The 12,500-nt window shown below is 68.3% G+C and carries 9 protein-coding genes and 2 rRNA genes; all 11 read left to right on the top strand.

Annotated elements, in window-relative coordinates; genetic code table 11:
- The first annotated feature begins 330 nt into the window (after nt 1-330).
- Nucleotides 331-3,435, top strand: a 23S ribosomal RNA gene (locus D9V37_RS05080).
- 71 nt (nt 3,436-3,506) lie between these two features.
- Nucleotides 3,507-3,623: ribosomal RNA gene (gene rrf, locus D9V37_RS05075) — 5S ribosomal RNA — on the top strand.
- Between the two features lie 77 nt (nt 3,624-3,700).
- Entirely contained in the window at nt 3,701-4,630 is a 930-nt protein-coding gene (locus D9V37_RS05070; protein WP_121805086.1) for a tetratricopeptide repeat protein, read from the top strand.
- A 156-nt stretch (nt 4,631-4,786) separates the two neighbouring features.
- Complete coding sequence (locus D9V37_RS05065; RefSeq protein ID WP_121805085.1) at nt 4,787-5,155, top strand: single-stranded DNA-binding protein; 369 nt, start codon at nt 4,787-4,789, stop codon at nt 5,153-5,155.
- A gap of 42 nt (nt 5,156-5,197) precedes the next feature.
- Nucleotides 5,198-6,217, top strand: coding sequence for an HAD-IIA family hydrolase (locus D9V37_RS05060; protein WP_121805084.1), 1,020 nt, complete (start codon nt 5,198-5,200; stop codon nt 6,215-6,217).
- 10 nt (nt 6,218-6,227) lie between these two features.
- Nucleotides 6,228-6,584, top strand: a complete 357-nt coding sequence (locus tag D9V37_RS20185; protein ID WP_158604379.1) for a hypothetical protein — start codon at nt 6,228-6,230, stop codon at nt 6,582-6,584.
- A gap of 69 nt (nt 6,585-6,653) precedes the next feature.
- On the top strand, nt 6,654-7,490 hold the full coding sequence (locus tag D9V37_RS05050; protein ID WP_121805082.1) for a TlyA family RNA methyltransferase: 837 nt from the start codon (nt 6,654-6,656) through the stop codon (nt 7,488-7,490).
- Complete coding sequence (locus D9V37_RS05045; RefSeq protein ID WP_121805081.1) at nt 7,487-8,407, top strand: NAD kinase; 921 nt, start codon at nt 7,487-7,489, stop codon at nt 8,405-8,407. The genes D9V37_RS05050 and D9V37_RS05045 overlap by 4 nt, the downstream gene beginning before the upstream one ends.
- Nucleotides 8,408-8,445: 38 nt before the next feature.
- The gene (gene recN / locus D9V37_RS05040; protein ID WP_121805080.1) at nt 8,446-10,149 is read left to right on the top strand and encodes a DNA repair protein RecN; all 1,704 of its coding nucleotides are present in this window, start codon (nt 8,446-8,448) and stop codon (nt 10,147-10,149) included.
- A 39-nt stretch (nt 10,150-10,188) separates the two neighbouring features.
- A complete protein-coding gene (locus tag D9V37_RS05035) occupies nt 10,189-11,910 on the top strand; it encodes a CTP synthase (protein WP_121805079.1) in 1,722 nt (573 codons plus the stop codon).
- On the top strand, nt 11,907-12,491 hold the full coding sequence (locus D9V37_RS05030) for an NUDIX domain-containing protein (RefSeq protein ID WP_232524752.1): 585 nt from the start codon (nt 11,907-11,909) through the stop codon (nt 12,489-12,491). The genes D9V37_RS05035 and D9V37_RS05030 overlap by 4 nt, the downstream gene beginning before the upstream one ends.
- The last annotated feature ends 9 nt before the right edge of the window (nt 12,492-12,500 follow it).

Genomic DNA, 12,500 nt, shown 5'->3' with positions numbered 1-12,500 from the left:
CGCAGTGTCTGTCCAGGCAGTCGGTATCGATGGCGATCGTCCATCGGCCGGCATTGCTCACTAGTGGAACGTCGATTAGTTGGCCTGCTCCTGCGAGAGCACTCGTCAGTACTGCGCCGTCCTCGGACGTCGCGTGGAACCTCGGGTTGTGATCGTGGAGGTGGGCTTGGCACACTGTTGGGTCCTGAGGGATCGATGCCGAAGGCACGAACTCTCGACTCGGACCGTCCTCACCACGAACTGCCAGCCACGCTGGTCAGCGGGAGTCATGAGGACGGGTTCCGCCCGTATCTTGAGAACTACACAGTGGACGCGAGCATCTTTGTAGCAAGACAAGCTACTAAGGGCACATGGTGGATGCCTTGGCACCAAGAGCCGATGAAGGACGTAGGAGCCTGCGATAAGCCCCGGGAAGTTGGCAACCGAGCGTTGATCCGGGGATTTCCGAATGGGGAAACCCAGCTGGAGTCATGTCCAGTTACCTCTGCCTGAACACATAGGGCAGTTGGAGGGAACGTGGGGAAGTGAAACATCTCAGTACCCACAGGAAGAGAAAACAACAGTGATTCCGAGAGTAGTGGCGAGCGAAATCGGAACAGGCCAAACCTTCTGCGTGTGATAGCCGGCAGGCGTTGCGCAGTTGGGGTTGTGGGGCCGTCACGTAGGTACTGCCGTACCTACACAGAGTCATAAACCATCGATGAAGTCGAAGAGGACTGGAAAGTCCCGGCGTAGAGGGTGATACCCCCGTACACGTAAGTCGATGGCTCTGAGACGTCACCCCAAGTAACACGGAACCCCTGAAATTCCGTGTGAATCTGGCGGGACCACCCGTTAAGCCTAAATACTCCTTGGTGACCGATAGCGGACAAGTACCGTGAGGGAAAGGTGAAAAGTACCCCTGGCGGGGAGTGAAATAGTACCTGAAACCATGTGCCTACAATCCGTTGGAGCCTCTCCTTGTGGGGGGTGACAGCGTGCCTTTTGAAGAATGAGCCTGCGAGTTTGCGTCGTGTCGCAAGGTTAACCCGTGTGGGGAAGCCGTAGCGAAAGCGAGTCCGAATAGGGCGACTGAGTGGCACGATCAAGACCCGAAGCGAAGTGATCTATCCATGGCCAGGTTGAAGCGCGGGTAAGACCGCGTGGAGGACCGAACCCACCAGGGTTGAAAACCTGGGGGATGAGCTGTGGATAGGGGTGAAAGGCCAATCAAACTTCGTGATAGCTGGTTCTCCCCGAAATGCATTTAGGTGCAGCGTTGCGTGTTTCTTGCCGGAGGTAGAGCACTGAATGGTCTAGGGGGCCCACAAGCTTACCGAAATCAATCAAACTCCGAATGCCGGCAAGTGAGAGCGCAGCAGTGAGACTGCGGGGGATAAGCTCCGTAGTCGAAAGGGAAACAGCCCAGACCATCAGCTAAGGCCCCTAAGCGGTGACTAAGTGGAAAAGGATGTGAAGTCGCAGAGACAACCAGGAGGTTGGCTTAGAAGCAGCCACCCTTGAAAGAGTGCGTAATAGCTCACTGGTCAAGTGATTTTGCGCCGACAATGTAGCGGGGCTCAAGTCATCCGCCGAAGCTATGGCATTCGCGCACGTACACAGGCCTTCGTGGTCCAGTGGCGCGGATGGGTAGGGGAGCGTCGTGTGGCGAGTGAAGCGACGGAGTGATCCAGTCGTGGACGCCACACGAGTGAGAATGCAGGCATGAGTAGCGAATGAAGAGTGAGAAACTCTTCCGCCGAATGATCAAGGGTTCCAGGGTCAAGCTAATCTGCCCTGGGTAAGTCGGGACCTAAGGCGAGGCCGACAGGCGTAGTCGATGGACAACGGGTTGATATTCCCGTACCGGCAAAACAGCGCCCATGACGAGCCCGGTGATGCTAAGTGCCCAAAACCTTCGGGATCCTTCGGGACGATGAAGGCGGAGCGCACGACCCGAACCGGTAGTAGTCAAGCGATGAGGTGACGCAGGAAGGTAGTCCAACCGCGGCGATGGTTGTCCGTGGGTAAGGATGTAGGGCGAGACGTAGGCAAATCCGCGTCTCACGTGCCTGAGATCCGACACCGGGCCCCATTAGGGGAGCGTGGATGATCCTATGCTGCCGAGAAAAACCTCTAGCGAGCTGTGCGCCGCCCGTACCCCAAACCGACTCAGGTGATCAGGTAGAGAATACCAAGGCGATCGAGTGAACCATGGTTAAGGAACTCGGCAAAATGCCCCCGTAACTTCGGGAGAAGGGGGGCCGGATTTGTCAGTGCACTTGCTGCATGAAGCAATGATGGCCGCAGAGACCAGGCCCAAGCGACTGTTTACTAAAAACACAGGTCCGTGCGAAGTCGAAAGACGATGTATACGGACTGACTCCTGCCCGGTGCTGGAAGGTTAAGGGGACGTGTCAGCCCATTCGTGAGCGAAGCGCAGAACTTAAGCCCCAGTAAACGGCGGTGGTAACTATAACCATCCTAAGGTAGCGAAATTCCTTGTCGGGTAAGTTCCGACCTGCACGAATGGAGTAACGACTTGGGCGCTGTCTCAACCGTGGACTCGGCGAAATTGCACTACGAGTAAAGATGCTCGTTACGCGCGGCAGGACGGAAAGACCCCGGGACCTTCACTACAATTTGGTATTGGTGTTTGGTTCGATTTGTGTAGGATAGGTGGGAGGCTGTGAAGCGTGGACGCCAGTTCATGTGGAGCCAACGTTGAAATACCACTCTGATCGAATTAGATATCTAACCTAGGTCCGTTATCCGGATCAGGGACAGTGCCTGATGGGTAGTTTAACTGGGGCGGTTGCCTCCTAAAATGTAACGGAGGCGCTCAAAGGTTCCCTCAGCCTGGTTGGCAATCAGGTTTCGAGTGTAAGTGCACAAGGGAGCTTGACTGTGAGAGTGACAACTCGAGCAGGGACGAAAGTCGGAACTAGTGATCCGGCGCTGGCATGTGGAAGCGGCGTCGCTCAACGGATAAAAGGTACCCCGGGGATAACAGGCTGATCTTCCCCAAGAGTCCATATCGACGGGATGGTTTGGCACCTCGATGTCGGCTCGTCGCATCCTGGGGCTGGAGTAGGTCCCAAGGGTTGGGCTGTTCGCCCATTAAAGCGGCACGCGAGCTGGGTTTAGAACGTCGTGAGACAGTTCGGTCCCTATCCGCCGCGCGCGCAGGAAACTTGAGAAAGGCTGTCCCTAGTACGAGAGGACCGGGATGGACGAACCTCTGGTGTGCCAGTTGTTCTGCCAAGAGCACGGCTGGTTGGCTACGTTCGGAAGTGATAACCGCTGAAAGCATCTAAGCGGGAAGCACGTTTCAAGATGAGGTTTCCCACCGGGTTAACCGGGTAAGGCCCCCAGTAGACGACTGGGTTGATAGGCCGGAGGTGTACAGCAGCAATGCCCAGCCGACCGGTACTAATAGGCCGAGGGCTTGTCCCTCAAAGATGTTGCGCGTCCACTGTGTAGTTCCCGAGTTATGGTCGGGATAACCGAATCTAACTCCATAGAGTTTCGGCGGCCATAGCGAGAGGGAAACACCCGGCTCCATTCCGAACCCGGAAGTTAAGCCTCTCAGCGCCGATGGTACTGCAGCCGGGAGGCTGTGGGAGAGTAGGACGTCGCCGGACATTACTTTGCGCAAGGGCCACCCTTTTTCGGGTGGCCCTTGCTGCGTTTGACGACCAAGTGGAAGGCGGGATCATCGGTGCCCGAGAATCAGCGCGGCGGCCGAGGCGATCGACCCCGCTCCAACGACCAGCGCTCCGGCGGTAATCGGTCCGGCGGGAATCGGGCCGGCGACAAGCGCGGCGGCGAACGGCGCGGCGAGCAGCGTTCCTCAGGCAAGGGCCGCGGCTCGTCGGGCGGTAACGGCGGCGGCGGCGGTCGTCGCGGCGACTGGCGCGGACGCGCCGAGCGTGATCGCACGCCGACGCCCCGCAGCGTCGAGCAGGAGCGCTACGACGGTCCTCCGATCCCCGAGCAGGTGACCGGCAAGGAGCTCGACCGGTCGGTGCGTGCCCAGTTGGCGAGCCTGCCCGAGAAGCTGGGGGAGCGCGTGGCGCGGCACCTCGTGGCCGCGGGGCTGCTCCTCGAGGACGATCCCGCCACGGCCTACCAGCACACCCTGGCGGCGCGTGCTCGAGCCGGCCGATTGGCGGTGGTGCGCGAGGCGGTGGGCGAGGCGGCCTACGCCTCCGGGGAGTTCGCCGAGGCCCTCACCGAGCTGCGGGCGGCTCGACGGATGAACGGGGCCAAGGACTACCTGGCCATGATGGCCGACTGCGAGCGTGCACTCGGCCGTCCCGACCGGGCGCTGGAGCTGCTGCGCGGCGTCGATCGCGACGGCCTGCCGGCCGAGCTGAAGGCCGAGCTGACCATCGTCGAGGCCGGTGCGCGCCGCGACCGAGGAGAGCTCGACGCGGCGCTGCGCACGCTGGAGCAGGCTCCGCTGATGACCCAGACCCGTGCCACTTGGGTTGCCCGGCTGCGCTACGCCTACGCCGACATCCTGCTCGCTGCCGATCGTCGGCAGGACGCGCTGACCTGGTTCCACCGCACCGAGGCCGTCGACGCCGAGGAGGCGACCGACGCCGCCGACCGGGCGGCCGAGCTGGAGCGCTCGCTCGAGGGCTGAGTCAGAGCTGGAGGGCTGACGCCGAGCTCGGGCGTCCTGGCCGGGGTCGTTTCGCGTCCACGGTCGCCGACATCGCCGGGTTGTCCACAGCCGTTCGCTCCACGGTGGTCCTGGCCGTGGCACTGCCGCACAGTGGTCGGCGGAGGTGAACACCAGATGGGTGAGGACGAGCAGGCGGGTGCGACGGCAGTCGTGAACCAGGTGCGGTTGTGCGGGAGGGTGGCCGCCGAGCCGGTGGAGCGAGTGCTGCCGAGCGGGGCGCACATCGTCAGCGTGCGATTGATCCTGACGCGCGACCAGACAGCGATGACCCGCGGATCGCAGCAGAAGTCCGACTGGGTGGAGTGCTCTGGCTGGAGCGCGGCGTTGCGCCGCAAGATGGACGGCTGGCAGCCCGGTGACATCGTCTCGGTGGAGGGTGCACTGCGGCGCCGGCACTACCGCCATGGCGGCGGCAGCGGCAGTGTGATCGAGATCGAGGTGCTCGCCGCCAAGCGGACCCAGCGCGCACCGGTCACGGTGTGAGGGCGATGCGCCACTGCGTCGGCGTGGTGCGAGGATCGCGGTGTGCTCGGTTCCTGCGACGTCTCCTTGAGCAGCCGCTACGACCTGGCGGTGCTCGACCTCGATGGCGTGGTCTACGTCGGGCCGCAGGCGGTGCCGGGCGCGCCCGGCCACCTGTCGCGGGCCCGGGAGGCCGGGATGGCGCTGGCCTTCGTGACCAACAACGCCGCCCGGACGCCCGGCTCGGTGGCCGAGCACCTGCGTTCCCTGGGCGTCGAGGCGGCCCCCGAGGACGTCGTGACGTCGGCGCAGGCCGCGTCGCGACTGCTGGCCGAGGACCTCGAACCCGGTGCGCCGGTCTATGTCATCGGTGGCGAGGGCCTGTACCAGGCGCTGGAGGAGCAGGGGCTGCGGGCGCTCACCTCGCTCGACGGGGCCGAGCCACAGGCGGTGGTGCAGGGCTACGGACCGCAGATGCCCTGGCGCCAGGTGGTGATGGGCGCGATCTTGGTCGCCCGCGGTCTGCGCTGGGTGGCGACGAACACCGACGCCACGATCCCCACCGACGTCGGCATCGGCCCGGGCAACGGCGCCTTGGTGGACCTGGTGGCACGCTTCAGCGAGCGCGAGCCCGAGGTCGCGGGCAAGCCGGAGTCGCCGCTGTTTCGCGAGACGCTGATCCGGGTCGGTGGCGAACGGCCGCTGATGGTGGGTGACCGGCTCGACACCGACATCCTCGGGGCCCGTCGGCTGGGCTGGGACAGCCTGGTGGTGCTGACCGGGGTCACCGACCTCGCCACGCTCGTGGCGGCTCCGCCGGACCAGCGGCCCACCTACGTCGCGGCCGACCTGGCCGGGCTCGCCGAGCCACAGCCGGCGCCCGAGCCGGCGGCCGGGGGAGAGCGCGTCGAGCTGGGGGGCTGGTCGGCCGAGGTGGCGCAGGGCGAGCTGGTGGTCAGCGGTGATGGCAGCGCGGACGACTGGTGGCGGGTGGTGGCGAGCGCCGGCTGGTCTCATCTGGACAGCTCCGGCGAGCCGGTCGCTGTGGCCGGGCTGCAGCCGCCGGCGGGCCGCGGGCACTAGCGTGGACCGCATGTCCGAGCAGGAGCCCGAGGAGACCGACAGCGCGTCCGCCGAGTTGCTAGACGAGGTCGGTGAGTCGGCCGAGGTCGAGGAGGAATGGGCCGAGGCCGACGCGGCGCCCGCGAGCGCCGCCGAGGACGACGCCGAGAGCGACCCCGAGGACGACGCCGAGAGCGACGCCGAGGACGACGCCGAGGACGACGCCGAGGAGCCGGTCGTCCCCGACGCGCCCAGCACCGGCAGCGATGAGGTGGACGAGGTGATCGCCCGGCTCGGCGCCGTCGAGGAGCTCGGCGTCCACGACCACGTCGCGGTCTTCGAGGAGGCCCATCAGTCGCTGCGGCGAGCGCTCGACTCCGCAGGCTGAGGAAGACCGGCCGAGCAAGAGCGGCCGAGCAAGACCGGCTGACGGAAAGACCGGCTGACGAGGAGCAGGGTGGCCACCGATCGACCACGACGGCTGCGGCTGGACGCCGAGCTGGTGCGCCGTGGGGCGGCGAGGTCGCGTGAGCAGGCGGCGGTGCTGATCGCCGCCGGCCGGGTCAGCGTGAACGGAGCGACGGCGGGGAAGGCGGCGACGGGGGTGACCGTGGACGCCGACATCGTGGTGCGCGAGGACGCCGACGACCCGGGCTACGTCTCCCGTGGTGGTCACAAGCTGGCCGGGGCCCTGGCCGACTTCGGCGCGCTGGGTCTCTCGGTGGCCGGGCGTCGGTGCCTGGACGCGGGAGCGTCGACCGGCGGGTTCACCGACGTGTTGCTGCGCGAGGGCGCGGCAGCGGTGGTGGCGGTCGACGTCGGCTACGGACAGCTGGCCTGGCGGCTGCGGGAGGACCCGCGGGTCGAGGTGCACGACCGCACGAATATCCGCGACCTCGACCTCGCGGTGGTGGGCGAGCCGGTCGATGTGGTGGTCGGTGACCTCTCCTTCATCTCGCTGCGGCTGGTGCTGCCGGCGCTGGTGGGGGTCACGCGTCGCGACGGTGACCTGGCGCTGATGGTGAAACCGCAGTTCGAGGTGGGCCGCGAGCGGCTGGGCAAGGGCGGCGTGGTGCGCAACCTCGACGATCGTGCGGCGGCCGTCGAACAGGTTGCGGCGGCCGCGGGCGACCTGGGCTGGGGCGCCCAGGCGGTCACCGTGAGCCCACTGCCGGGACCCTCGGGCAACGTCGAGTTCTTCTTGTGGCTGCGCTCGGCGCCGGCGCGCGTCGACGCCGCGGCGGTGCGGGAGGTCGTGGAGCGGTCGGTGCCGGGTGAGAGGCTGACGCGGTGAGCTCGTCGTCCCCCGACCGGTCCGGCACCCCGCGGCGGGTGCTGCTGCTCACGCACACTGGTCGCGACGAGGCGGTCGACGTCGCCCGCAAGGTGGCCGACGCCCTGCGCGGCCACGGCATCCTGGTGCGGGTGCCCACCGACGAGGCGGTGGACCTCGGGCTGTTCGCGCCCGAGGTGGAGGTGGCCGAGGACGACCTCGCCGCCGGGTGCGAGTTGGCGGTGGTGATCGGCGGCGACGGCACGATCCTGCGGGCCGCGGAGGTGACCCACGGTCTCGGCACGCCGCTACTCGGGGTCAACCTGGGGCACGTCGGCTTCCTGGCCGAGGCGGAGCGCGACGACCTCGAGCACACCATCGAGGCGATCGTCGCCCGCAGCTACGACATCGAGGACCGCCTCACCGTCGACGTGGAGGTCTTCCACGGCGGCGCGCACGTGATGAGCTGCTGGGCGCTGAACGAGGCGAGCGTCGAGAAGGCGTCGCGGCAGCGGATGCTGGAGGTGGTCGTCGAGATCGACGGACGACCGCTCTCGCGCTGGGGGTGCGACGGCGTGGTCTGCGCGACCCCCACCGGCTCCACCGCCTACAACTTCAGTGCGGGAGGGCCGGTCGTGTGGCCCGGCGTGGAGGCGCTCCTGATCGTGCCGATCAGCGCCCACGCGCTGTTCGCGCGGCCGATGGTGGTGGCGCCGACGTCGGTGCTCGCACTGGAGGTGCTCGCGGAGAGCGCGACGCCGGGGGTGCTGTGGTGCGACGGGCGCCGGATGCAGGAGCTGCCGGTGGGCTCGCGGGTCGTGGTGCGCCGCGGCGCCCAGCCGGTGCGGCTGGCCCGGCTGCACGAGGCGCCGTTCAGCGACCGGCTGGTGGCCAAGTTCGGGTTGAGCGTCGAGGGCTGGCGCGGGTCGGCACGATGAGGCGAGCAGCATGAGGCGAGCACGATGAGGCGAGCACCGTGATCGAGGAGCTGCGGATCCGCTCGCTCGGCGTCATCGAGGAGTCGGTGCTCGAGCTGGGGCCGGGACTCTCGGTCATCACCGGCGAGACCGGAGCCGGCAAGACGATGCTGGTCACGGCGCTGGGCCTGCTGCTGGGCGGACGGGCCGACTCCGGTGCGGTGCGCACCGGCGCGCGCAACGCCCGGGTGGAGGGTCGTTTCACCGTGGGCGAGGGGGCCTCGGCCAGCCTCGGCGAGGCCGTCGAGGAGGTCGGCGGAGAGCCGGAGGACGACGGGTCGGTGCTGATGGCGCGCCAGGTGTCGGCGGAGGGGCGCTCGCGCGCGTTCGCCGGGGGTGCCGCCGTGCCGGTGGGGAGCCTGGCCGAGCTGACCGACGACCTGGTCGCGGTGCACGGCCAGTCCGACCAGCACCGGCTGCTGCGCGCCGAGGCGCAGCGTCACGCCCTCGACAGCTTCGCCGGCAAGCCGGTGCTCGGCCCGCTGGCCGACTACGAGCGCGACTACGCCCGGTTGCGCGAGGTCGAGCGGGAGCTGGACGACGTGACCCGCCACGCGCGCGAGCGGGCGCGGGAGGCCGACCTGCTGCGCCACGGCCTGGCCGAGATCGAGCAGGTGGCACCGCAGCCGGGGGAGGACGCCGACCTGGCCGGCGAGGAGCAGCGGCTGGGCTACGCCGACGAGCTGCGGACGGCCGCCGAGCAGGCCCGTGAGGTGCTGACCTCCGACGAGGGCGCTCCCGACGCCCTCGGCGCGACGACCGCGGCGCGCAAGCTGCTCGAGGACGTCCGCGACCACGACCCCCAGGTGGCGGCGCTGGCCGACCGGCTGGCCGAGGTGACCTACCTGCTCGGCGATGTGGCGGCCGACGTCGCCTCCTACGCCGCGGCGCTGGACTCCGATCCGGCCCGGCTCGCCGCGGTCTCCGAGCGCCGGGCGTCGCTGACGGCGCTGACGCGCAAGTACGGCGAGAACCTCGAGGAGGTGCTGGCCTGGGCCCGGACCTCCTCGCTGCGGCTGCTCGACCTCGACGGCACCGACGAGCGGATCGAGGAGCTGCAGGGCGAGCGGACCGCGCTGCTCGAGCGGCTCGGGTCGCTCGCGGCCTCGTTGACCGCGGCCCGCACCAAGGCGGCGCGACGGCTGGAGAAGCAGGTCACCGCCGAGCTGGGGCTGCTGGCGATGCCCCACGCACGGGTCACCGTGGCGGTCGGCCGTCGCGACGAGCTGGGGCCGCACGGTCTCGACGACGTCGAGCTGCTGCTGGCCGCCAACCAGGGCGCCGAGGCGCGGGCGCTGGCCAAGGGCGCCTCGGGCGGGGAGCTGAGCCGGGTGATGCTGGCGTTGGAGGTGGTGCTCGCGGGCACCAGCCCGGTGCCGACCTTCGTCTTCGACGAGGTCGACGCGGGCGTCGGCGGCAAGGCGGCGGTCGAGGTCGGGCGCCGGCTGGCGATGCTGGCCCGGTCCGCGCAGGTGGTCGTGGTGACGCACCTGCCGCAGGTAGCGGCGTTCGCCGACCACCACGTCGTGGTGGCCAAGTCCAGCGACGGGCTGGTCACCACCTCCGGGCTCACCGTGCTCGACGAGGACGGCCGCGTGCGCGAGCTGTCACGGATGCTGGCCGGCATGGAGGCCTCCGAGACCGCACTGGCCCACGCCGAGGAGCTGCTGGCGTCGGCACGAGCAGCCCGTTCGGTGGGATAGGATGGAATCCCGTAGACGTTTCGACCTACGGGAGCCCCTTTGGTAGAGCGACAGCCCACCAAGCACGTGTTCGTCACCGGGGGCGTCGCCTCCTCACTCGGCAAGGGCCTGACGGCCTCGAGCCTGGGCAATCTGCTGAAGTCTCGCGGGTTGCGGGTGACGATGCAGAAGCTCGACCCCTACCTCAACGTCGACCCCGGGACGATGAACCCGTTCCAGCACGGTGAGGTCTTCGTGACCGACGACGGGGCCGAGACCGACCTCGACGTCGGCCACTACGAGCGGTTCTTGGACACCGAGCTGAACCAGATCGCCAACGTGACCACCGGGCAGGTGTACTCCCAGGTCATCGCCAAGGAGCGGCGCGGCGACTACCTGGGCGACACGGTGCAGGTGATCCCGCACATCACCAACGAGATCAAGGACCGGATCCGCGCGATGGGCGGACCCGCGAGCGGACCCGACCACGTCGACGTCGTGATCACCGAGATCGGCGGCACCGTGGGCGACATCGAGTCGCTGCCGTTCCTGGAGGCGGCGCGGCAGGTGCGCCACGACATCGGTCGTGACAACTGCTTCTTCCTGCACGTCTCGCTGGTGCCCTACATCGGGCCGTCGGGGGAGCTGAAGACCAAGCCGACGCAGCACTCGGTGGCCTCGCTGCGCTCCATCGGCATCCAGCCCGACGCCCTGGTGTGCCGGGCCGACCGCGAGCTGCCGACCTCGATCAAGAAGAAGATCTCGCTGATGTGCGACGTCGACCAGGAGGCGGTGGTGACCGCCGCCGACGCGCCGTCGATCTACGACATCCCCAAGGTGCTGCACCGCGAGGGACTCGACGCCTACGTCGTGCGGCGGCTGAACCTGCCGTTCCGCGACGTGGACTGGACCCGGTGGGACGACCTGCTGCAGAAGGTCCACCACCCCAGCGAGGAGGTCTCGGTGGCGCTGGTCGGCAAGTACGTCGACCTCCACGACGCCTACCTCTCGGTCAACGAGGCACTGCGCGCCGGCGGCTTCGCCCACGACGCCAAGGTCGACGTGGTGTGGGTGCCCTCCGACGAGTGCGAGACCCCCGACGGCGCCGCGCGTCACCTGGCCGACGTCGACGCGGTGTGCGTGCCGGGTGGCTTCGGCATCCGCGGCATCGAGGGCAAGCTCGGGGCGCTGCGCTACGCGCGCACGCACGGCATCCCGACGCTGGGCCTGTGCCTGGGCCTGCAGTGCATGGTGATCGAGTACGCCCGCGACGTCGCCGGCCTGGCCAAGGCGGCCTCGACCGAGTTCGACCCCGAGTGCCCCGAGCCGGTCATCGCGACCATGGCCGAGCAGCACGCGTTCGTGGAGGGAGCCGGCGACCTCGGCGGCACGATGCGGCTGGGGCTCTACCCGGCCGATCTGGCCGAGGGGTCGTTGGTGCGCGAGGCCTACGGGCAGGCGCGGGTGCAGGAGCGCCACCGCCACCGCTACGAGGTCAACAACGCCTACCGCGACCAGCTGGCCGACGCCGGTCTGGTGTTCTCGGGGATGTCGCCGGACCGCAACCTGGTCGAGTACGTCGAGCTGCCGCGCGACGTGCACCCCTACTACGTCGCCACGCAGGCCCACCCCGAGCTGCGCTCGCGTCCCACCCGGCCGCACCCGCTGTTCGTCGGCCTGATCGGTGCCGGCCTGGCCCGCCAGCGCGAGCTGCGGTTCCCCCTCGACGAGTCCGGGCTGCGCCGAGCGCCCGCGCCCGCCGACGGTCAGCCCGTGTCGTGAGCGCTCCGATGGTCGGCGACGAGCCCGGCTCGTGGCCGGTGGCCGAGAGCACCGACCTGCACCGCGACCACTGGGTCCTGGCGCTGCGGGCCGACCGGATCACCGCCCCCTCGGGCGGCGATCCGTTCCGACGCCTGGTGGTCGAGCTGCCGGGGGCGGTGATGATCCTCGCCGTCGACGCCGAGGATCGCGTGGTGGTGCTGCGGCAGTACCGGCACCCGGTGGGTGCGCGACTGGTGGAGCTTCCCGCGGGTTTGCTCGACGTCGCGGGGGAGGACCCCGAGGACGCTGCGCGCCGGGAGCTGCGCGAGGAGGCCGGCCTGGCCGCCGAGCACTGGGAGCACCTGCTCACCGTCTACCCCTCGCCCGGCATCAGCTCCGAGACGCACGCCATCTACCTGGCCACCGGGCTGAGCGAGGTCGGACGCGGCGACTTCGTCGTCGAGCACGAGGAGGCGGAGATGAGCGTCGAGCGGGTGCCGTTCGACGATCTCGTCGACGCCGTGCTCGACGGCCGGGTCCGCGACGCGCCGCTGGCCGTCGGCCTGTTGGCGTATCAGGTGCGCCGCGCCCGCGAGTAGTCTCCGCCG

The organism is Nocardioides mangrovicus (assembly GCF_003674065.1).
GTDB classification, from domain to species: Bacteria; Actinomycetota; Actinomycetes; order Propionibacteriales; family Nocardioidaceae; genus Marmoricola; species Marmoricola mangrovicus.
The sequence above is the reverse complement of the archived record's forward strand: the minus strand, read 5'-3'. Positions and strand labels throughout refer to the sequence as shown.

What these genes read in the sequence shown, in the direction of transcription:
- D9V37_RS20185 (WP_158604379.1), top strand. Translation starts at nt 6,228, where the DNA reads ATGTCCGAGCAGGAGCCCGAGGAGACCGACAGCGCGTCCGCCGAGTTG.
- D9V37_RS05065 (WP_121805085.1), top strand. Translation starts at nt 4,787, where the DNA reads ATGGGTGAGGACGAGCAGGCGGGTGCGACGGCAGTCGTGAACCAGGTG.